This is a genomic window from Methanoregula formicica SMSP (genome assembly GCF_000327485.1).
Classification (GTDB): Archaea; Halobacteriota; Methanomicrobia; order Methanomicrobiales; family Methanospirillaceae; genus Methanoregula; species Methanoregula formicica.
Map to the genome: position 1 here is coordinate 793,531 of NC_019943.1, position 20,739 is coordinate 814,269.

A 20,739-nucleotide genomic window follows, 5' to 3' on the forward strand; every position below is an offset into this window, starting at 1 on the left:
TGCCTACCCTCCCGCAACCGGCGGAAATACCGCGACCTCGTCGCCATCCATGACAGGAGTCGTCCCGGCATCGGCAGTCTCGACCCGTTTCCCGTTCCTCATGACGATCACGAACTCGCGGAATGAGCCCTGCTTATCGAAGATCGCTTCGTACCCTTCCCGGTTCTTCTTTGCAATCTCCGCGACAAGTGTGGTAAGCGATGTGCCAGCCGCTGGTTCTGTCATGATATCCGTCCCGAGCAGTTCGCGGAACTGTGCAAAAAACCGTACCTTTACGCTCATTTCTTCTTCTCCCGTGGCTGCTCCGATGCAGGGGCCGTACCGCACGCCGGGCATGCCGGGTTTTTCTCAATAACAATCTCCTCGGCAGCAGCACACAGGCCGTCCCACGTGAAGAGCCGGCCGGCAAGGAGCGTTCCCTTTCCGGTCAGGTACTTGATCACCTCGTTTGCCTGGACTGCCCCGATCACTCCTGCGGTTGCCCCGATCACGGGAAAGACCTCCGGTGGCGGGGCTCTCGGGAAGATACATTCGAGGCAGGCGGTCTTCTCCGGGATGATAGTGGTTGCCTGCCCGTAGAACCCGCGGATGGCGCCATGGAAGAACGGGATGTTCTTCTCCAGCGCAACCCGGTTCAGCAGGTACCGGGCCGGGTAATTGTCCAGCGCGTCCACGATCCCGTCAGCAGCACCAACAAGCCCGCGGGCATTATCGGCCGTGATGGTGGCGTCAATGGCATTGACGGTTATATCGGCGTTATATTCGCGGAGCGTCTCAAGCGCTGAGACCGTCTTCTTCATACCGATATCCCGGTCGGAATGGAGGATCTGCCGGTTCAGGTTGCTCAGATCAACTGTGTCCTTGTCCACGATCGTGATCGTCCCCACACCGGCAACCGCAAGGTAGATGGCAACGGGCGAGCCGAGTCCCCCTGCACCGGCAATGAAGATATGCGCCTTTTTCAGGCACTCCTGCGCATCGTCACCGAAGAGAAGGATTTGCCTCCTGTACCGCTCGCGTTCACGTTTCGATACCATGGTCCCTGTAGTCCTGTCCTGTATCTGGGTTTTGTGCCGGCAGGTCGCTCCTTGTACCTGATATGTTCGCTGGTTGTCTGATTATTCTTTTCATTTCCCGGGGGGAATCCTGTAGGGCAGCATTGAATCCGTTATGCCAGACGGTCCTGGCGTGTGAGGGTCCTGTTCCGGCACGTTTATCACCGCGCCCATCGTGAAGAAGCATGAGGGCCTCCCATGAAACGCGTTGCCATCAATGCCCTTGTTGCTATCGGCTGTCTCATCACGTTCATCCTCCCGCTCATCACCGGCATTGTCCTGTACGTTTTCCTGCCCTCCGGAACCGGGCGGGAGCTGGGTCACCGGGACGGGGATCACCCGGACACCCCCTCCCCCTTTTGCGTTCCATATCGATCACACCCCCCTGCCCCGTGGGAGGGGGGTGTCCGTGATACCCCTCCCCCCGTTTGCCGGAAGAGACCCCCCGTTCCCTGGTTTGGGGAGGGTTACGCTGCCATCTCTCCGCCGGAGGTCTGGTCCGGAAAAACCGTGCAATAATGCACGTCTCCCATTTTTGAGGTGGGGGGTATCCGGCATACCTCCCCCCCATGTTACGCTGCAAACCGATCATACCCCCCACCCATGGCCAGGGGGGGTAGGTGAGAGACCCCCGGCTGCGACCGGAAATTGCGCGAAACGGGGGGCTGCCGGGCGGTCGTATTGCTGTGGTTTTACGTCGGGAGGACCTGCTGATGGAGGGGCACAGGGCCGGGACCGGTTGGCGGGGGGTGTGCGGGAGACCCCCCCCTATTGGTGCGAAGTTGGGTGGGGCCCTGGTGCGGGAAAATTGAGGATAATTAGTATTTTTGGATTATAGTACGGCTTTTGCCTGTATCAGGCTTTTTTGCACTTTTCGCTCGTAAATGGTGCCTTTTTGGCACCGCCAGTCTTGAGCTTCGATGAAAGATTGTGGATGTGCGGTGGGGGTGAGAATGCAGCAATGCTGCCGCCACAGAGATCTCGTCTGGAATGTGGCAGCAGCTCCGCAGAATCGGTGCTCCCGGTGATTTGCAGTTATTGGCGAGTACTACAAAATGGAAAATTTTTAAGAATATTTCTGAAAATTCGCAACAACCATTTCCAGAGAGTGCATGGTGTTTCAGCGATGGTATTGGTGCGGTCATGAAGATTACTAATGAGGTGAGTGGTTTGGACAGTGTCACGTTTTGTGCCGTTAAAAACCAAATTTTTGTAATAATAAAATTTTATTATGTATTACTTAATAAAACAAGATACAGAACACGTGCGTTATGGATCTGCCGGCATTACAACAGGGGGAGCAATGGCGGGTGAAATCACCGGGAGTCTATGTCAAGTCCGTACCTTACCATGCGTTCCTGACAGACCGCCGGCTGATCCTGAAGAGCCCCAACGACCCGCTCATGCCGGACCGCGACCTTGCTCTCGACCGGATCGAAGGGGTCGAGCCATACCTGAACGGGGCAGGCGAACCCGTGCTGGCAATCCAGGCCAGGACGGGCCGGGGCGAGAGCCGGAAGCTTGTCCTGACCTTTGCCGGGAAGCCCGGCAACCGGTCCCGGGTGGGCGAGCTGGAGGAGTGGGTCCACAATCTCCCGGTATTTCCTGTCCCCCGGGGATTAGGAACAGACGCTCCCCTGCCGAAGGCCCGACAGCAGGTCCCTCCCGGTCCGGATAAACTGACGTTCAGCCCGGGCCTTCACGACACCGGAAGCAGCGGCACCGCGTCCCGGAAGGGGAGGGCGAACCCTGCTGCACGGGAGAATTACCGGGGAGATTCTGCCCCGCGGTTCCCGGTCCGCGACCGGGAGGTACCGGCGGCTGCCGCAGGTGCTCTCTCTCCTCCCGGCTCCTTGCCGGAAGACCTCCCGTTCTTCTGCACAACGTGCGGGAACCGTGGCCGTCCCGGCTCGCGCTTCTGTGACCAGTGCGGGGCTGCCGTCATTCCTCCCGATCCGGCAGCGATCCTTATGCCTCTGCGGAACCGTGGCTTCCCTGTCCGCGAGGAGCCGGTCTTTTCCCCGCCGCCGGTAAGGCTCTTCCGGCCTTCTCCCCCGCCACCCTGTTACCGGGAGGAGTCCGGCCCCTTGCGGGATCCGGGGACTGCTGCCGGTATTGCGCGGGGACGTAAAAATCCGGCACATCGTCCCTGGTCACGGCGTGCCACGGCCATTGCGACGCTCTGCCTTGTTGCAGCGGTTGTTGCAGGATTAGCATTCCTTCTCATGCCGGAGGAATCCTCCGGCATTCTCTTTGGCGCTGCTTCGCTTCCCGGGGGGAATTTCTCCTTCTTCCCCGCCGCCGGGAACGCTTCTGTCACCCCTGCAGCGGACCGTGCCGGGATAACCAGCATCGGGAATGCAGTTGCATCCCTTCCCTCAACGGGGGTTTATGTGAAAGTCACCTATACCGGCTCATGGTCCGGATCCTATGGCATGCAGGATGCCATGCAGGCGGTCAGCGACAAGGGCGATAAGATCTTTCCGGTCGAGGATGCTGCGGACTTGGTGACGGCGATCATCCGGAAAGGGGACAGCACTAAGGGAAAACTCACTGTCGAGCTCTACCGTGACGGGAAGATGATTGCGACCGGCCATACCACGGACCCCGGGGGCGAAGTGGTGGTCAGCGGTCCGGTCTGACAGCCGGAAACGGAAGAGCCGGCCTGCCATGCATGTTTCGCACTCCGGGTTCTCCGGCAGGTACTGGGTGAGGCACACCTGGTTCCGGGAATCATGATACGCGGATTTATGAGAGAACCCGGTAAACAGGATTGTTTAAGGAGCTGGTTGCAGCAAATATGAATATTTACCTTGACGTATGCTGCCTTTGCCGGCCGTTCGACAACCAGACCGTTCCCCGGATCAGTATCGAGACTAAGGCAGTCGTTGCAATTTTAAGCCGCTGTTCCTGGGACTGGAACCTTGTTGACAGCCGGGTGCTCCGGTATGAGATTGAAAAAATCAGCGATGACCGAAAAGAGACGGTATAGAGAAAATGCTCATGATAGCCCGCGAATATGTTGCGTATGATAAGGAAATCCTTGGACGGGCGGAAGAATGGGAGAATGCTGGGGTCAAAGGTCTTGATTCACTGCATCTTGCATGTGCTGAGAGGGCCGGGGCGGTATTTCTTACCACGGATTCCCGTCTCGTATAGATTATGATGCGAAATGAAGATAGATATAGGATATCAGTTGATAATCCGGTCTCATGGCTCATGGAGGTGAACGATGATGAAAACAAGAACGCTCTCTGAAGTGCATAATGCGGGAATGTCTGCCCTTCTCAAGACTCTCGGGCCTGTCGACATGATCCGGTTCCTCCAGATGTTTGGCCATGGAACCGGTGATTACACGAAAGAACGCAGGAAACTTTTAAAGAAAAGCGCCCGGGAGATCGGCCGGGAAATAGAGACAAAGGATCGCCAGTCCTGAGAACGGAAGTATCCCCTCTTTCTTTTCGCCATGCGGATTTCCGGCATCGTGGAAAGATCCTGATCGCTGGTTTCCGGGTCCCTTGTGCGAACTGCGATTGTTGGCCCCTGCCGTTGTTCCGGTCCGAAAAAAATGAAGGGATGGTTATGGCCGGGTCTTCCTTCTTCCCCGGTACACGTGCACCAGCCCGGCGCACCCTGCAACGACAAGGACGCCGGCAACGATGGTTGCGATGCCCGTGCCCGGTGCGGATTGGGAAGCCGGGCCCTGCGATGCCTCACCGGGAGCTGCCCCGGCGGGAACACCCTGCCCAGTCCCTGGGGGCGATGCGGCTGCTGCACCGGTACCGGAAGCGGGTCTGACTGCAAGGAGGATGAACGTGCAGAGGCCGTCCGGGGACTCGGCCCGGAAGGTCAGGTACCCGGTCTCGTGGTCGTACCCGCTGAATGCGGTGGAGAGGAGTCCTGCGCTCCCGTCGTTGCCGATGCGGAAGATCTTCACCTGGTTTATCCCGCCGTTTTCGGAGACCCACGCTTGCGGTGCGGTCATCTCGATGACGCCGTCCTTCGTTGTGCCGATCCTGTCGTCCTCCTCGACATTCATGGCATAGGCAACCGATGCGATCTCGAGCGAGCGCGGGGATAAGGCCGTGTTGTAGGACGATATCGCGGATGCAGGGATTTCCGTGGCAAGGCTTGTCGAGATCCTGCCGCCGCCGTCAGGGTCGCTGACGATCTCGGCGCTCCACTTCGCCTTTGCTTCCGGCATGGTTGCGGACAGTTCTGCCTTCATGGGGGTGATGGAGACCCGGCCTTTCGACGATATGGCCGTTGTCTGGTACGCACCGTTGGACTGGAGCGGTGCCCTCAGGGAGTAATCGTAGATCTTTCCTTTCTGCACGTCGCCCGACGATCGGCTTCCGCTGGAAGAGCCAGTGTACGAGTAACTGTCGCTGCCGCCAGAGGGGGTGCTGCTTGTTGGCGATGGTGTCGGTGTGGGCACGGGAGACCCGGCACCGATGATGAAGATCGAGAGCCCGTCTGGCGAGAGTGCCGAGAACTTATCATTACCGCGACCGTCCGTGCCAAGATACGTGACGTCGAGGAATGTGGTATCACCGCTGTCAGGTTTGCGCATGATGACAATCTTATCCCTGCCGCCATGGTCGGCGACCCAGGTCGAGTTGATGGCGAAGTAGACCGTTGCATTGCGGATGGTGCCTCCGTTTGCAGCATTCTCGAGCCCGCCGTTCTTCTGGAAGTTGACGGTATACCCGATATCGAGTTGTTTTCCGTCATTGGATGCAGCGATCGTGAACGAGCTGCTGGCGTTTGTGTCCGGGTCCTTTGTTATGGTCTGGGTGATACCCTGCGTTGACTCCGGCAGCTCGTCAAGCGCCAGTTCGACATGTATCGTGGGCGAACCCACCGCAGGGATCGGGACCGTGATCTCCTCGCCGACCGCGACAACGGTCGACACGATACCGTTGACGGTCTCGTTCACGACATCGGGAGTGTCGGTCATGATCAGGTTGAGGCTGGACCAGCCGTTACCGACACTGGTGAGAGCGACCGTGTTACCGGAAATCGCGGTCGTTACCTGTGACGTGTTGACGGATACGTTCTGGCCGGTGCCGGTACTGACGGTTGCCACCCCGGTGAGGTTGAATGCGGTATCGACGACCTTCTTTGCATTGACGCTGATATACCCGGATTTCGTCTCGCTGTCGCTGCCCGCGCTGTTTGTCACGGCCAGGGATACGGAGTATGTCCCTGAGCCCTCAAACGTGTGCACCGGGTCCTTTTCTTTCGATGTTCCGCCATCGCCGAAGTCCCAGGCCCATGTCTCCGGGCCGCCCGTTGATGTGTCGGTGAACTGGACGGCGAGCGGGGTGTCGCCGGCGGTCTTGTTGGCGGTGAAGGAAGCCTTCGGCGGGGCGAGGGTGGCGGTGATGTGGTTGGTTTTCACGGTTTTGTTGGAGCCGATTCCGTTAGTGGCCGTGAGGCTGACGGTGTACGTTCCGGGCGAGGTGTAGGTGTGGGTCGGGCTCTGGTTGGTATCGTCAATGGAGCCGTCGTTGTCGAAGTCCCAGGCCCAGCTGGTCGGGATGCCGCTTGAGCGATCCCGGAACTTCACGGTAAGCGGGATGGTACCGGTGGTGGTGTTGGCATCAAAGGCAGCAGTAGGGGCGGTGGGTTCGGCCGGTTTGTATTCGACGACCAGGATCTGCTGGAGGGCGACCATGCCGCCGGAGTTCGTGCCCTGGATGCCGGCCTCGTTGCCGGTTGCGGAGAGGTAGGGCTTGACATTGAAGACCGAGGCATTCGCCGTGTTCAATGTTCCCTGCCATGCTTTTGTCCCGATCTTGTTCCCGTTGAAGAACAGGTTCCCCTCCTTCGGCCCGGCACTTCCGGCGAAACTGTAAAGGGCTGCATTAGTAACATTGCCCGTATCGATAGTCAATTCGGTAAACGGCGCGTACGCGATCGTCTCATTGAGCGATGTCCCGTACGCGGTCTCGCCCAGCAGGAGTTCGTCGCATTCCTCGTTGATGAAGATCTGTTTCCGGGTTGCCGATGAGTTGCGGTAGATGACGACCAGCGTGCTCGGGTAGAGTGCCTGTTTGTTTCCGGTGCCCGGACTCATCACGAGCGTGTTCTCCCCTCCTTTGACAAAGTGGGTTGTTACGTCGATGGCGGGATACAGACCGTACTCATAGTCGGGATAGCTGCCGAAGTTCGCAATATCGGTATACGGTGTGCCCAATGGGAGATTATGACTGTTGAATGTGGCAGTCATTATGGGGAATCCTCCGGGAGTCTGGTCCCAGTTGTAGGAGATAAAGAGCAGGGCGTATTCCACCGTTGCATCGGACGGCAGGGGAAGTTCTGCCCCGGTCCAGGTCTCAGTCCTCGAAGACCATCCGACACCTTTGTATGTGCTTTCCGGCTGGGTGAAGGACACAATATCCCCGTTCAGGTCGTAATACTTCTTTGTTGTGATATTACTGCCGCCTTTCCAGTAGATGCCTTTGCCTTTATACCCGTTGAACTTGACCGGTTTTACTTCACCGGTCATTTCATTGTTGGCCTCATTTGTCTCGGAAATAAGGTTGGCCGGGTCCACCACCACCTTATACGTGACCGTCCCGCCCTGTGTGTCCCTGATGGTCGGGTCGCTGATGGTCACGCTTGTGGTCCCGGATCCGGCAATGGATGCGATAGTGGCCGTGTTGACCGGCACCGTGCTGCTGACATCGCTTGCATACAATGCCACCACGACGTTTGTGATAGGAGTTGATCCGATGTTCCTTATGTTAGTGATTGTTACCGGGTTCTCTTCGCGTGCAAAGACCGTCTCGTTGACAACGGTGTTGACAACCGATGTGGCAAGGCTCAGGTCGCTGGTCGGTGTGCCGCCGCTGCTGACGGTGATATACGCGGTCTTGTTCTCGAAGTCGCTTCCTGCCGTGTTGGCTGCGGTCAGGTTGACAAAGTATGTCCCGGCGTTTATGTAGGTGTGGACCGGGTTCTGCACAGTCGCGTTGGTGGTGTCACCGTCGCCGAAGTCCCAGAGCCAGCCGGTCGGGGCATTGGTCGAAGTGTCGGTGAAGGTCACGGTTAACGGTGCGGTACCGGTGGTTGCACTGGCACTGAACGCGGCGACCGGGGCGGTACCCGATGAACTCGCCGTGACATACCCGGTCTTCGTTTCGTTGTCGCTGCCTCCTGCGTTGGTTGCAGTCAGCCGGATATCGTAAGTTCCAGTCGTTGTGAATGTATAGGTCGGGTTCTGTTCTGTCGAGAACTGCGTCCAGGTGCTGTTAGCGGTTATCCGGTGTTCCCATTTCCATGATGCAGGGGTATTGGTGGACGTGTCCGTGAACTGGACCATGAGCGGAGCGGGTCCGGAAGCAGGATTGATGTTGGTAAGGAAGTCCGCGACCGGTGCCGACGGGGGCACGCCTCCGCCCGGGTATTTCACGGCAAGGGTGGCGAGCGTGGTCTTGAATGAAGTGCCGACAGCGGTGAACCCGAGCGTGTTTGCGGAACCAGCAATCAGGGAATCGGTTACGTTGAATGAATTATATTTCCAATACGAGCTTGTTCCCAGTATGTTCTTTGCAGGGCTGCTGGATGATGTCGGGAATGTGTAAGCAGCATCTTTGCCGGAGAAGGCAACGCTTGTCAGTGTGGCATTTTCCCATCCGGCCGCGAGCGGTGTTACATCGAATGTGGTCGCACTGCCGGCACCGGCGGGCCCCATCCAGTTGTTCCCGTGGTTCACCCAGTACTTAACGATTTCACTGTCACCATCGTTGTACGCGAGTACGAGAGTGATTCCCTTGATCCTGCCGTCAAACAGATATCCGTCGACTTTCGAATTTGTGACCGCGACTACCGGTCGGGCCGAAGTGATCCTGCCGGTCACATCATACCATGCTTCGTAGTCTGCGTACACCTTCATGACATGGTCGTTGACCGGATATGCGTTCCCGTTCTTTTCCGATTCGATATTGAGAATCTCTGTTCCCAGAACGGTACCGTCAAGAGTGACGACAGAACTCGTGTTGTAACTGCTGTTGGGTGTTGCCGTATACGTTGTGACATACAACCGGGCCCAGGTGATGTTGTTCACTGCTGCATCCGGCAGTTCAAATGTTGTGGTATTTGTCGTGCTCCAGGGGCTCACGGAGTTCACGTAGAGATCCCCACTGACGGTACCGCTGGTAACGGTGGTTAACGGGTCCGGCCCTGCAGAAACTGCGATGAGATTTGGCTTTATGAGCGTGCTGCTGCCGCTCGCATTGGTGACAGTCAGGTTAACCGTATACCTGCCGGCCGAACTGAAGATATAGATCGGGTTCTGGTCGGAACTGTCCGTGATGCCATCATTGTTGAAGTCCCATGCCCATTTCGTTGGGTTGGTTGCGGATTGATCCGTGAAAGCGACGGTCAGCGGGGATGGTCCTACCACGACATCCGTGAGGAAAATCGCTTCCGGTGATGACCCCCCGCCGGCCGATGTCACGGTGATATACCCGGTCTTGTTCTCGAAGTCGCTGCCCGCCGCGTTGGTTGCGGTCAGGTTGACAAAGTAGGTCCCGGCATTCGCATAGGTGTGGACCGGGTTCTGCTTTGTGGCGTTGGTGGTGTCGCCGTCGCCGAAATCCCAGAGCCAGCCGGTTGGGGAGTTTGTCGAGCTGTCCGTGAATGTCACCGTCAGCGGTGCGGTGCCGGATGCAGGCACTCCGGAGAATGCGGCAACCGGGGCGGATGCGCCGCTGCCGGGATACGTGGCTGCCAGCGTTGCAAGGCAGATCTTGAACGACGGGTCACCGGCAGTGTACCCGAACGTGTTGGACGATGCCGGGACGAGCCGGTCGGTCACATTGAACGTATTGTACTTGTAGTAATTGTTTGAACCGAGAGTGGTATTCGCGATGCCTGCGCCGTTTAAGGTATAGGTTGCGTCTTTGCTGGAGAAGGCAACGCTTGTCAGCGTGGCATTCGACCACCCGCCGGCAAACGATCCCGCATTGAATGCCGACGATGAACTGGTGTCTTTCACCCGCCAGTCATTCCCGTGATTCACGATGTATTTCACCTGGTCGGTGTCGCCGTCGTTGTATGCGACCACGAGGGTGACCGCCTTGATCCTGCCGTCGAAACCGTCATCCGATCCCACCGGTGCGCCGATATCGGACGATGTCACGCGGATCTTCGGATTGGCCGAGGTGATCAGGCCGGTCACATCGTACCATGCCTCGTAGTCCGAGTAGACCTTGGTGACGTGATCGTTGAGCGGGTAGACGAAGGGCCGGTAGACTCCGGATTCCTTGTCGGTCTCGGACTGGATGTCGCAGTCCTCGGCACCGAGCGTGGTCTCGAACGTGCCGTCGCCATCGGCGTCGAACTCTGTGGTCAACCGGAACGGGAAATTACCGGATCCCGAGCCGGAGTAATCGTTGACAAAGACCCGGGCCCATACGATAGTGCTCCCGGATGCCGGCAGGGTATACGAATAGGTAACGGTCGTGGCGGGCCACGGGGACCGGGAGTCCACGAAGAGGCCGCCGGAGACGGTGCCGTTCGTGATGGTGGCCACGGGGTCGTCCGGCACGCCTGCGGTAAAGGCATGCGCAATGGTCTTGTTGCTGCTGCCGGTGGTGGCGTTGGTGACGGTGAGCCGGATGTCGTAGGTGCCGGCATCGGAGAATACAATACTGGCGGGGTTCTTTGCACCGTCCCCGAATGCCGTCCAGACCGCGCTATTGTAGTTCCGGTATTCCCAGAGGTAGGTGTCAATCGTCCCGGCGGAAGCGTCCGTGAACGAGACCGTGACCGGTGCCTGCCCGTGCGGCATCTTGTCTTCGCCGTTGAGGGCAACAGTGAAGCCGGCAACCACTGAATTACCCGGGGACGATGCGGTGATGTAGCTGGACTGGATCTTAGTATTACTGCCATACCCGTTCGCGGCAGTGAGATTCACGGTGTAGGTGTCGGCATTGTCATAGGTGTAAACCGGGTTCTTTTCGGTACTGTCTACCGTGCCGTCATTGTCGAAGTCCCACTGCCAGCCGGTTGCGCCGTACGAGAGATCGGTGAACTGGACGGTGAGCGGTGCATACCCGGACGTCACGTTCGTCTTGAACGAGACTTCTGGAGGCATCCCGTAGGTGAGCTCCAGGATCGCGGCGGCGAGGTTCATGTACCCATCTTGGGTAACGGCCAGTTCGTTGGTTCCGTCCTGCAGGGCGCTTGTGACATCGTAGTACTTGAACCCGGGATCCTGAGCCTCGTTTGATCCTTCAGCGCCAGCGATGGGAATACTTTGGGAATTAAAAGCGACCGTGCTCTGTGCGTTATCTGCGCCTGAGGGCAGGATCGTTGAAAGCCTGGCATATCCCAGCGAGCTCGTGGTCACATTGTTGAACATCGCGTATCCGGTCCCGCCGCCATAGAGGAGGCTGTCGCATCCCTCGTCAAGCCAGATCCTCCGGAACGGCTCGCCGTCACGCTCATACACAACGACAAGAACCGTGGCGTAGAGGCCGCCTTGCGGGGCCTCTGCGGTGATGATGGCTGTGTTACCGGTCTTGCTGAAGTAGGGTGTCACGTCCCAGATTACCTGACCGTTGAAGTCATCGTACGTGGAGTATATATTGGCAAGCCCGTCACCATAGAATGCTGCCTGCTTGACAGTATTCCCGTTGAACTGGGCAGCGATCCTGGGGTCACCATTGGAACTCCATGTGTAGGACTGGTAGAGCCGGGCCGCTTTGACCGTTGCATCAGCCGGGATTGGCAGATCGGCAGCAGTCCACTGGACGGTCGTGGAAGGCCACGCGCCATTTTTGATATACCCGGAATCTCCCCACGAGTGGAGCAGGGCCACATTTCCCTCGGTATAGTTCCCGGTCTCTATGTCGTGGCCCGTGTAGTACCTGCCGCCCGAGTAATAACTCGTGCCCCTGACAACTGTTGCCGGTGTGGAATACGTGTTGTTGGTCTCGCAGGTCTCAGCGATCGCATTCTGTGTATCGAGTTCGATGGAAAGCGGGATGGTATCGCCCAGTACCCGGGAAGTAATCGGGTCGGTAACGCTGATCGTTGTGTAGCCTCCTGACGCAAGCGACGGGATGTCGAACGCAGTTGTGGATCCATTCAGCGTGAAGTTGGCCTTGAACGCACCGGCATCTGCCGTACCCTGGTTCATGATGGTGGCGGTCACGGTGTTGGCGGTGCGGGGAACGAGGGAGCTGACGGAATTGACCGTGAGGTCAACGGTTGGTGCCGTGGCTCCTGGTTCGTTCACGGGCGGTTCGCTGTCGGCAAGCTGCCGCACGAAGATCCAGTCGTAGTAACCGGTTGAGGATGACTGGGACTCCAAATATATAGGCAATGTTGCGGTCAGAGCGTCTTGTTTGGGAGCGATTGGATTTACCCCATCCGTAACTGCAACGTGGGTTGCGTTCCAAAAGAGTTCTCCCGTTTGATATCGATCACCCGACCAGTACCCGGGATTAATGAATGATGTCTCTGAATTGATCTTTGTGTAAAAATATTCATACCCATCACCCGAAGTCACCTTAAAATAGACCCTATTGACCGTATCGGCATCATCTTCAAAACCAATTGTTTGGGTATATCCCCACAGGTTTCCACGAAACCTCAGTGATGCATTATGGTTGAAATTTATTTTTGACTGGATTACGGTATTTTTCAGGATTAACTGCGAATTGCTGATCGAAATACCCCCCGCATTGTAAACTACAGTCCATTTGGTCGTATCCAGCGACGATCCATTGAAATCGTCGAAGAGGGCAAACGTTGCTGCGCCGTCCGCACCGCTGCTGATTGTTGCACTGCCGTAATAGATATCCACAGGGATGGTGTTCGCATATCCCGCCGGAATCGACGGCACTTTGATCCAGAAGGTGGCGTTGTCGATTCCCGCCGGGGTCTCCATCCAGTAGTTCAGCGGTGTACCGTCAGAGAGCGCGAACCGGACATCGTCAAAGTCCGGCTGGGCGATGCCCGGCAGGTGGATGTTCTCCGAGGAGTCCGTACCGGTTACGTTGTACAGGACGAACTTTACCTGGTAATCCGAGAGATCGGTTGCGGCGCCGTGGATATACGCTTGGGTGTGGCCGGTGAAATCGGCCGGGGTCCAGTCGGCAGCGGAGACTGCTGCCGTACACGCCAGCAGAACGCAGGCCAGGACGAGAAAAGACTTCCGTACGGACGCGTTTTTCTGCCATTCGCGGGAATACGGCCCACCCTCCAACGGTCTCCGGTAATCATTGTTATGTACAACAAAAAAATTTGGCTGCATGTCTGACTCCACATATGGATCGTGCCTTACCGATCGCGATACCGGGTAGTGCACCATACCTCAGAATTATAACCGGGGAGTCCGGCCACCGGGGTATAAGAACAGCCCCTTTTTAGGGTTTGATCGTTTGGCAATACCGATCCATTCTTATCAACTGATATCATTTTATTAAAAATTTATACTCTTTTAATTTTAATTATATTTAGTATGAAAATTATTTAATTTTGTAATACGTAAAAGGATACATCTGTTGAGATTTCCGGTTGGTGAATCCTCAGCAGGGAACCTCCATACGCTACTGCCAGATCTCACGGCCTGATCCGGATACCGGTGTCTGTTGCATGAATTCTCGCGGGATATCCTGAAACCAGCGGGGATTGCCTGTAAAAAAAGGGTGGGATTAATAGATGAGTTTCAGGATAACCGTAGCAATACGATAGTAGGTGCCGCTTCGGTCATACCGGAAGTCGTTATCTCCGCTGACAGTACTGTTATTGATGAAGAACCTGTTGATTCGGGCATAACTGTTCGATGCTATGGTTGTCGGGGTGAGTGAAACTCCATTCCAACCGTACAAACCGTTTGACGATGAGATGTCATTCGTATACAACGTTGCATTCATGACATATCGATAATCGGGGATTCCATCGAACCGTGAATGTCCAACATATGCATCATCAAAGCTGGTGCTCGGGTCGTGTCCAATGTTGATCCAGTACCGGGTCTTTGTCGGGGTGCCGCTAGTGACATTCCAGCCATAGATCAGCGTGGCCTCCTTGACCCGGCCGTCGAACCGATCAGTGACGTTCCCCGTCAGGACTGATACATTAATCCTCTTGGTGGTGATGTAGTCCTTGACATCGAAGTATGAGACGTAATCGCTCATGACGCGGCATAATCCGTTTCTCTGGGATATGAACGGAGGAGCCGAGATGGATGTGTTGCATACCATTCCGCTGGAGGAATTAACATAATTCAGATTCAGCGGTTCATAGTTTGCAAGGGTCTCAACGGTTCCGCCATGATCCAGCTTGATCGTCTCGTTCCCTTGCCAGTTGGCAGTGTTATTTGCAGTATATACAACGACCTTCAGCACGGCGAATTTGATTTCCACGTTGGAGGGATCGACTGCCAGCGTCAGGTTTGCCGTTGTGTTATCCCATTGAATCGGGTTGTCGCTCTTCCAGGTGTTGCCGAACTGGACATCGATACTTCCATTCACGACACCGGTGAAATTCGTCATCGGGGGCTGGCCGGTATATGCAGCATCCGCCGAAACCACGCCGGCGAACGACATCACCGCAACGATCACCAGCGCCATCATGAGCGCGAGCGACCTGCGCGGCCGGGCCCTGCCCTTCAGCAGGGCGGCAAACCGGCCGAGCCTGCTCTCTGTTCGTTTCGTTTCCATTGGTTTTACTCCATGTCCGCGAGGCCGGCCATGGATGGGATGGTGTAATCATCAGCAGACCGGTTGCGAACAGGTAACCCTCTGCGCAGAATCTATTAATACGTTTCTACTTATTCGTAACACTTTATTTTACAATTTTTCTATTTGTGATACTAAGTCGGGGAAAGAACCATAGCAAATAAAGTATACTCATACGATTATTCCATAATGTACCAAGATATACTTTATAGGGTATACAAAAATGGGAGATACTCTATTGAACAATCTATACTCGCGGCCGGAACGGTTCCCGGTGGTATACCAGGGTCGCAACGGGGAATCTTCATTACGCCGGGATGCGATACGTACCACCATCCCATGAAAAAAGCTGAGATATACACTAACCTTAAAAATCACCCAAAGAAGATAAGATTTGAATATCTCTGCAGAGCTGCGGAAGCGTTCGGATTCGTATACCGGGGCGGCCGGGGCAGCCACCGCGTTTATACCCGAGACGGTGTCCGCGAGATTGTCAATGTTCAGGAGGTGAACGGAATGGCTAAACCCTATCAGGTAAAACAGTTCTGTAAAATCGTTGAAGGATATTCATTGCTAAAAGAGGATGCCGATGTATAAATACGCAATAGAAATCTTCTACAGCGAAGAGGATGACGGGTATATCGCGGTGGTCCCTGAGTTGCCGGGCTGTTCGGCATATGGTGAGAGCGAAGAGCTGGCATTGCAGGAGATCAAAACAGCACTCGATCTCTGGCTTTCAACTGCCCGGGACACGGGCCGCGAAATCCCCCGGCCTTGCGGCAGGGAAGTACTCCGGGATCTCCTGGCAGAACATTCACGCCGGGACATTGTCTCGTGCGAGTAACGGTGCACCGGGGCCCTCTGCCGCCGGTTATAATTCCGTATCGTATCTCTTCCGGTAACCCGCTGAAATGTACCTGCAGGGCTGCCCGGGGAATATGTTCCGGGCATGCGTGCATGCCTCTACCGGTTACGAATGCCCCCTCCTGTGCGTTTCAGCCGGTATATGTTTTGAAAAGCACGCAGCATTTTGTATAAACAGATTTTTTAATACTAAGCCGGGGGAGAACCATGGGAAATGTAAGTATACTCTGGTGGTTGTGCCATACCGTACGGGGATATTCATTATAGAATATACAAAAAAGAGAGATACGCGGTAGATCCTCGCGGCCGGAACGGTTCCCGGTGGTATACCAGGGTCGCAACGGGGAATATTCATTACACCGGGAGGAGGGAGGTGAAAAGTTTCTTGTAATCCGTAAAACAATAGTTCCCAACGGGAAAAATGTGAGTTTGATGAACGATATCCAGTATATCTATGATGCCGGAGGACACAAAAAAAGCGTCATCATTCCCGTTGAGTTATGGGAAAAGACCCTCGGGATAGAAATCCCCCGGCACGCGCCCTGCAACCCACAGGAGTACTATGGCATATACCGGGATCTGATCAAAGATCCCGCCGGGGCAGCCCGGGCGCTCCGCACCGAGTGGAACCGGCTATGACTACGTACCTTATCGACACAAATATCCTTATCTATTATCTTGCAGGGGCTTTCTCGCCAGAGAAGAAACCGGAAATCGATACTATCCTGAGGGAATCCTTCAATATTTCCATTATCACAAAGATCGAACTCCTCGGATGGAGTGGTCATACACCGGAGGGACTGGCCAAAGCCCGTCGGATGCTGGATTGCGCACGCTGTCTTTCACTCACCGATGCAATTGCCTAAAAAAACGATCGAATTACGCACACATTCTTCCATATCCCTTCCGGATGCCGTTATCGCGGCATCAGCGCTGTCGCTCGATGCAACCCTCGTAACCAGAAATGAGAAAGATTTTGTTCAGGCTGAGGGGCTTTCACTCCTTAATCCGTTCCAGCTGGAATAAAATATCCCGTATCTCATGCGTCAAATGCGATGTATACATACGCACTAGAAATCTTCTGCAGCGAAGAGGATGACGGGTATATCGCGGTGGTACCTGAGCTGCCGGGCTGTTTTGCATATGGTGAGAGCGAAGAGCTGGCATTGCAGGAGATCAAAACAGCACTCGATCTCTGGCTTTCAACTGCCCGGGACACGGGCCGCGGAATCCCCCGGCCTTGCGGCAGGGAAGTACTCCGGGATCTCCTGGCAGAACATTCACGTCGGGAGGCGATACGTACCATAATCTCATGAAAAAAGCTGGGATATACTATCGTGCGTGGAGGTTAACCGGTTGCAGTTTGCGCATAATCCGATACTGATCGATACCAGGATCATTTCCCGTGCCCGGACAATCCATGCCTTGAAGATCGATACCTTTGATGCCCTTCATCTTGCGTGTACTGAACGGTCCGGTGCGGTATTTTTAACAACCGATGTTCTCCTCCTCAACACCATTAAGAGGCACGCGGACAAAATCACCGTTGAAACAAAAAATCCCGTTCAGTGGTTCATGGAGGTGACCGCACATGGAAGCAAAGACGCTCAATGAAATTCGTATCCGGGGATTTGAAGTACTGGTTGAAAATCTCGGGCCTGCGGATGCAATACGGTTTATCCAGAGTTACACGCACGGGAGCGGCGATTATACAAAAGATCGCAAGAAATGGCTCGAAAAAGATTTCGATACGGTCGTTGCAGGTATCATGAATCTCCGTAAGAAAAAAACCTGCCCGTAACTTTTCCTGTTTTACCGTGCGATAATAGGCCGGACATCTGAATATCTCTGCAGAGCTGCAGAAGCGTTCGGGTTCGTATTTAGGGGTGGCCGGGGCAGCCACCTCGTTTATACCCGTGATGGTGTCCGGGAGATTGCCAATTTTCCGGTGACGGACGGAATGGCTGAACCTTATCCGGTAAAACCGCCCGGTAAGATTATCGAGGATTATTCACTGCCGGGGAGGATGGCGGTGTATAAATATGCAAGAGAAATCACCAGCAGACCGGTTGCGGACAGGCAGGCCTCTGCGCAGCAGCTATTAATACGTTTCACTTATTCGTAACACTGTATTTTACAACTTTTCTGTGGTACTGGGCCGGGGATAATGGTATAAGTAGTACATTATACGGATCCTCCTATACGATAGACGAAGTTGTATAGAATCTGCGGTATATTCCGGAGGGGATTTTTCCGGCGGGCGGGGGAAGCGGGGTGTGTGCACTCCGGTACATGGCCTGCCCGTATCCGGCATCACCTCGCAAAAGAGAAATGGCAGGTGGAAACGGCCCCGGAATATCGATGGGAATGAACGGGACCGCTGTTCTGCGATACAGCCAGCCGTATCGATTACCAGACCGGAAACCCCAGATTGTCGGGAAGCCACCGGATATCAGGCAGCGCTATATGGAAAATCTTTACCGCCCGGCTGACGGAGTTGCCAAAAGAGCCCCATGGTCGCCCGGGGGGCGTATCTCCGGTGACCGGGAATTAGTGTAAACTCATGTAACGCACAAAAAAATGTCATAACTCCCGTTACCGTTACGTTTATTGCCTTTACAGTAGTTTACAGTAATCGTGGATCTCGACACATTTCTTGCCCTGATCCGGGGTGGAGAATCCGAGCGGGTCGAATTCAAAAAAATGCCCGTAAAAACACTCCATCACGAGATTGCAGCGTTTGCCAATGCCGATGGCGGATACCTCATCATCGGTGTCGGGGATAACGGATCTATCGTGGGAACCGATATAAAAAAAGCCCTCGAACAGGTAACCGGGGCGCTCCAGTCAATTGTCCCCCCGCCACAGGTTACCACCCATAAACTGTCCGTCAACCAGCGACAGGTCCTGATCATAGAGGTCGGCAAGAGTCCATCCCTTTGTTCGATAGGCGGAGTGGTCTATATCAGAATCGGAACGAGCGCCCGGCCGTTGTCCGTTCAGGAAATTCTCCTGCTCTCATCTGAACAGGGAACCTTCACGTGGGATGAAGCGCCATCAGCTGCCGATATGAAAGCAAACCCCCGGTATATTGACTGGTTCTTTAAGAAAATTCAGGAATCCCGGGGCAAACATATCGACCCCAAAGACCGGGACCGCTATCTTCGTAGCACGGGTGCATTCCGCAAGGACCGGCTTACCAATGCCGGGACTCTTTTTTTCCTGAACTCCACGGATGCGATCCCGCAGGCAAAAATCCGCATGATCGGTATGGAAAATGATGAACCTGCCTGGAGTAAAGAATATGAAGGCCCGGTATGGCAGACGATCGAGGGCGCATACACGGACCTCGTACGGGAGATCAAAAAAATCGAGCTGATCGTAGGGGTACGACGGGTCCGGATTGAGGAATATCCACCTCGTGCGCTCCGCGAAGCGCTCATCAATGCGGTTGCCCATCGCAACTATGTAATCAGCGCGGATATCCGGATATTCCTTTACCCGGGCCGGATAGAAATCAGAAATCCCGGCGGGCTGATGCCAGGTGTGGATATCCTGGATCCGGAACATATCCCCCGCAATCCGGCACTTTCCAATCTCCTGTACGACACGGGCTTTATTGAACGCTATGGTTTTGGCATCCGCCTCATTCAGGACGAAGTGAAACGCCACTCGTTCTGCTCGGTATCCTTTGAGACCACGGCCAACCGCTTCCGGGTGATCTTTGAAAGGAAACGGGATGCGCAGCTCGATGCAACAGACCGGCAGATCCTCGATGCAATCCATAATCCTTCAAAAAGCAGCGAGATTGCTTGTTCTCTGGGGATGTCCAAACCCGCAATTATCCGCAGGTTAAAAAACCTCGAAGAACTGGGTCTTGTCAAAAAAGAGGGATCCGGTGCCCATACAAGGTACACTGCATCCTCCTGAACGCATCCCGGATCTGCGGACCGGCCTTCATTCAGCTCCGGGCCAAAGACCGTACGAGAACCGGATATACGGCAGATTAAAACAAAAATCGGCCTGATATCGGAATTGCTGTATCGGGGCAGGACGATCGGGACTTGTTTCCGGGGCTGGGAAACCGGGATCCGGCGGGGGCCGGACGGTTATGCATGCGGAACCGTGAACGGGCACGCGAACCCGGGCAAAGGAGCGGTATTGCATTGACAAGGGAACAGTTCCTGAAAAAGATCCCGCTCTTCCGCGTTCCGGAGCCAAAAACCCTGCCTGGTAGGAATGACGTGCAGCTGCTTTGCGCGTGCCCCACACCAAATATTTCCCGAACCGCCTGTTGATATCGGCCAGGGTATTTTAAAAGATCCTATCGAACGCACCCCCGGGTGAGCGCAAAAGAGCAGAGACCCTATAAATAGGTTTTTTGAACAGAACGCCAATCTAGGTACAGGAACATGCGAACCGATACCGATATCTATGATATCATCATTCGGAAGCGGCACGAGATCCTATCCCTTGCAGAGCGGAGGGGTGCGAAAAACGTCCGTATCTTTGGATCCGTGGCACGAAAGGAAGCCGGCCCGGATAGCGATATCGATCTCCTTATCGATCTGGACCCAGACCGGAGCCTCCTGGATCTCGGAGGACTGGCAATGGATCTGTCGCAGCTGCTTGATCACCCGGTAGATGTCGTGACCGAAGCGGGACTCCGGGAGCGGATACGTGCCCGCATATTAAGTGAAGCCCGCGCATTATGAGAGACGATCCCGGGCGTGTACTGGATATCCTTGAGGCGATTGATAGAATCGATAAAGGAGCGGTCAAAGGAAAGGATTTTTTTTATCACGATGAAATGACCCAGGTCTGGGTAATCCATCACCTCCAGATCATAGGAGAAGCAGTAAGGGGGATTTCACCGGAATTCCGTATGGCACACCCGGATATCCCGTGGTCGGAAATTATTGGCATGCGGAATATCCTGGTCCATCACTATTTTGGTATTGACCGGGATGCCATCTGGAAAGTCGTAGAACACGATCTGCCGATATTAAAAAAGCAGTTTTCGCGCTAGGTCCGGTTATGGCATAACCTCAAGGTCGGGGGGGTTTCCGGTGAGGCATTTGCCCTGCCCTTCAGCAGGTACGAGAATCTCCCGAGTA

20 protein-coding genes are annotated in these 20,739 nt (G+C 55.2%); 15 read left to right on the plus strand and 5 right to left on the minus strand.

Annotation, left to right across the window (positions count from 1 at the left end; translation table 11 throughout):
* Window positions 1–3 precede the first annotated feature (3 nt).
* The 3 genes from METFOR_RS04050 to METFOR_RS15490 all read right to left on the minus strand — a co-directional run bounded on the left by METFOR_RS04050 (window position 4) and on the right by METFOR_RS15490 (window position 1,394).
* Window positions 4–282 carry a ubiquitin-like small modifier protein 1 gene (locus METFOR_RS04050; protein WP_015284832.1) on the minus strand — a complete coding sequence of 93 codons (279 nt, stop codon included), beginning with the start codon at window positions 280–282 and terminating at the stop codon, window positions 4–6.
* Window positions 279–1,037, minus strand: coding sequence for a HesA/MoeB/ThiF family protein (locus METFOR_RS04055; protein WP_015284833.1), 759 nt, complete (start codon window positions 1,035–1,037; stop codon window positions 279–281). The genes METFOR_RS04050 and METFOR_RS04055 overlap by 4 nt, the downstream gene beginning before the upstream one ends.
* Before the next feature lie 90 nt (window positions 1,038–1,127).
* The gene (locus tag METFOR_RS15490) at window positions 1,128–1,394 is read right to left on the minus strand and encodes a hypothetical protein (RefSeq protein ID WP_158491346.1); all 267 of its coding nucleotides are present in this window, start codon (window positions 1,392–1,394) and stop codon (window positions 1,128–1,130) included.
* 932 nt (window positions 1,395–2,326) lie between these two features.
* Between METFOR_RS15490 and METFOR_RS04065 the strand changes: the two genes are divergently transcribed.
* The 4 genes from METFOR_RS04065 to METFOR_RS04075 all read left to right on the plus strand — a co-directional run bounded on the left by METFOR_RS04065 (window position 2,327) and on the right by METFOR_RS04075 (window position 4,491).
* Window positions 2,327–3,697, plus strand: coding sequence for a zinc ribbon domain-containing protein (locus METFOR_RS04065; protein ID WP_015284835.1), 1,371 nt, complete (start codon window positions 2,327–2,329; stop codon window positions 3,695–3,697).
* A gap of 131 nt (window positions 3,698–3,828) precedes the next feature.
* On the plus strand, window positions 3,829–4,047 hold the full coding sequence (locus METFOR_RS14450) for a hypothetical protein (protein ID WP_052310751.1): 219 nt from the start codon (window positions 3,829–3,831) through the stop codon (window positions 4,045–4,047).
* An 11-nt stretch (window positions 4,048–4,058) separates the two neighbouring features.
* Window positions 4,059–4,214: a PIN domain-containing protein gene (locus METFOR_RS16180; RefSeq protein WP_394295929.1), complete on the plus strand. Its 156-nt coding sequence runs from the start codon at window positions 4,059–4,061 to the stop codon at window positions 4,212–4,214.
* Between the two features lie 73 nt (window positions 4,215–4,287).
* Window positions 4,288–4,491: a hypothetical protein gene (locus METFOR_RS04075; RefSeq protein WP_015284836.1), complete on the plus strand. Its 204-nt coding sequence runs from the start codon at window positions 4,288–4,290 to the stop codon at window positions 4,489–4,491.
* A 144-nt stretch (window positions 4,492–4,635) separates the two neighbouring features.
* Here METFOR_RS04075 and METFOR_RS04080 read toward each other — a convergent pair whose 3' ends face one another.
* Both METFOR_RS04080 and METFOR_RS04085 read right to left on the minus strand, forming a co-directional pair.
* Window positions 4,636–13,329 (minus strand): DUF2341 domain-containing protein, encoded by an 8,694-nt coding sequence (locus tag METFOR_RS04080; RefSeq protein ID WP_015284837.1) that lies wholly within the window; start codon window positions 13,327–13,329, stop codon window positions 4,636–4,638.
* Between the two features lie 400 nt (window positions 13,330–13,729).
* Entirely contained in the window at window positions 13,730–14,740 is a 1,011-nt protein-coding gene (locus tag METFOR_RS04085; RefSeq protein WP_015284838.1) for a DUF3344 domain-containing protein, read from the minus strand.
* A gap of 357 nt (window positions 14,741–15,097) precedes the next feature.
* Between METFOR_RS04085 and METFOR_RS04090 the strand changes: the two genes are divergently transcribed.
* From METFOR_RS04090 to METFOR_RS04135, 11 genes are all read left to right on the plus strand, one after another.
* A complete protein-coding gene (locus METFOR_RS04090; RefSeq protein WP_015284839.1) occupies window positions 15,098–15,355 on the plus strand; it encodes a type II toxin-antitoxin system HicA family toxin in 258 nt (85 codons plus the stop codon).
* Window positions 15,348–15,602, plus strand: coding sequence for a type II toxin-antitoxin system HicB family antitoxin (locus METFOR_RS04095; protein WP_015284840.1), 255 nt, complete (start codon window positions 15,348–15,350; stop codon window positions 15,600–15,602). The genes METFOR_RS04090 and METFOR_RS04095 overlap by 8 nt, the downstream gene beginning before the upstream one ends.
* Before the next feature lie 452 nt (window positions 15,603–16,054).
* On the plus strand, window positions 16,055–16,261 hold the full coding sequence (locus tag METFOR_RS04100; RefSeq protein WP_015284841.1) for a hypothetical protein: 207 nt from the start codon (window positions 16,055–16,057) through the stop codon (window positions 16,259–16,261).
* Window positions 16,258–16,488 carry a PIN domain-containing protein gene (locus tag METFOR_RS15775; protein WP_015284842.1) on the plus strand — a complete coding sequence of 77 codons (231 nt, stop codon included), beginning with the start codon at window positions 16,258–16,260 and terminating at the stop codon, window positions 16,486–16,488. The genes METFOR_RS04100 and METFOR_RS15775 overlap by 4 nt, the downstream gene beginning before the upstream one ends.
* Before the next feature lie 189 nt (window positions 16,489–16,677).
* Entirely contained in the window at window positions 16,678–16,938 is a 261-nt protein-coding gene (locus METFOR_RS04110; RefSeq protein WP_015284843.1) for a type II toxin-antitoxin system HicB family antitoxin, read from the plus strand.
* 109 nt (window positions 16,939–17,047) lie between these two features.
* On the plus strand, window positions 17,048–17,236 hold the full coding sequence (locus METFOR_RS04115; protein WP_148277590.1) for a hypothetical protein: 189 nt from the start codon (window positions 17,048–17,050) through the stop codon (window positions 17,234–17,236).
* Window positions 17,214–17,423 carry a hypothetical protein gene (locus METFOR_RS04120; protein ID WP_015284844.1) on the plus strand — a complete coding sequence of 70 codons (210 nt, stop codon included), beginning with the start codon at window positions 17,214–17,216 and terminating at the stop codon, window positions 17,421–17,423. The genes METFOR_RS04115 and METFOR_RS04120 overlap by 23 nt, the downstream gene beginning before the upstream one ends.
* Window positions 17,424–17,582: 159 nt before the next feature.
* Complete coding sequence (locus METFOR_RS15780) at window positions 17,583–17,747, plus strand: hypothetical protein (protein WP_199484000.1); 165 nt, start codon at window positions 17,583–17,585, stop codon at window positions 17,745–17,747.
* 512 nt (window positions 17,748–18,259) lie between these two features.
* On the plus strand, window positions 18,260–19,552 hold the full coding sequence (locus METFOR_RS04125; RefSeq protein ID WP_015284845.1) for an RNA-binding domain-containing protein: 1,293 nt from the start codon (window positions 18,260–18,262) through the stop codon (window positions 19,550–19,552).
* 482 nt (window positions 19,553–20,034) lie between these two features.
* Window positions 20,035–20,337 (plus strand): nucleotidyltransferase family protein, encoded by a 303-nt coding sequence (locus tag METFOR_RS04130; protein WP_015284846.1) that lies wholly within the window; start codon window positions 20,035–20,037, stop codon window positions 20,335–20,337.
* On the plus strand, window positions 20,334–20,651 hold the full coding sequence (locus tag METFOR_RS04135) for a HepT-like ribonuclease domain-containing protein (protein ID WP_015284847.1): 318 nt from the start codon (window positions 20,334–20,336) through the stop codon (window positions 20,649–20,651). The genes METFOR_RS04130 and METFOR_RS04135 overlap by 4 nt, the downstream gene beginning before the upstream one ends.
* Window positions 20,652–20,739 lie beyond the last annotated feature (88 nt).

Coding starts and splice junctions, on each gene's coding strand:
- METFOR_RS04050 (WP_015284832.1), bottom strand. CDS start 282: ATGAGCGTAAAGGTACGGTTTTTTGCACAGTTCCGCGAACTGCTCGGG.
- METFOR_RS04055 (WP_015284833.1), bottom strand. CDS start 1,037: ATGGTATCGAAACGTGAACGCGAGCGGTACAGGAGGCAAATCCTTCTC.
- METFOR_RS04065 (WP_015284835.1), top strand. CDS start 2,327: ATGGATCTGCCGGCATTACAACAGGGGGAGCAATGGCGGGTGAAATCA.
- METFOR_RS16180 (WP_394295929.1), top strand. CDS start 4,059: ATGATAGCCCGCGAATATGTTGCGTATGATAAGGAAATCCTTGGACGG.
- METFOR_RS04075 (WP_015284836.1), top strand. CDS start 4,288: ATGATGAAAACAAGAACGCTCTCTGAAGTGCATAATGCGGGAATGTCT.
- METFOR_RS04080 (WP_015284837.1), bottom strand. CDS start 13,329: ATGCAGCCAAATTTTTTTGTTGTACATAACAATGATTACCGGAGACCG.
- METFOR_RS04085 (WP_015284838.1), bottom strand. CDS start 14,740: ATGGAAACGAAACGAACAGAGAGCAGGCTCGGCCGGTTTGCCGCCCTG.
- METFOR_RS04090 (WP_015284839.1), top strand. CDS start 15,098: ATGAAAAAAGCTGAGATATACACTAACCTTAAAAATCACCCAAAGAAG.
- METFOR_RS04095 (WP_015284840.1), top strand. CDS start 15,348: ATGTATAAATACGCAATAGAAATCTTCTACAGCGAAGAGGATGACGGG.
- METFOR_RS04100 (WP_015284841.1), top strand. CDS start 16,055: ATGAACGATATCCAGTATATCTATGATGCCGGAGGACACAAAAAAAGC.
- METFOR_RS15775 (WP_015284842.1), top strand. CDS start 16,258: ATGACTACGTACCTTATCGACACAAATATCCTTATCTATTATCTTGCA.
- METFOR_RS04110 (WP_015284843.1), top strand. CDS start 16,678: ATGTATACATACGCACTAGAAATCTTCTGCAGCGAAGAGGATGACGGG.
- METFOR_RS04120 (WP_015284844.1), top strand. CDS start 17,214: ATGGAAGCAAAGACGCTCAATGAAATTCGTATCCGGGGATTTGAAGTA.
- METFOR_RS15780 (WP_199484000.1), top strand. CDS start 17,583: ATGGCTGAACCTTATCCGGTAAAACCGCCCGGTAAGATTATCGAGGAT.
- METFOR_RS04130 (WP_015284846.1), top strand. CDS start 20,035: ATGCGAACCGATACCGATATCTATGATATCATCATTCGGAAGCGGCAC.
- METFOR_RS04135 (WP_015284847.1), top strand. CDS start 20,334: ATGAGAGACGATCCCGGGCGTGTACTGGATATCCTTGAGGCGATTGAT.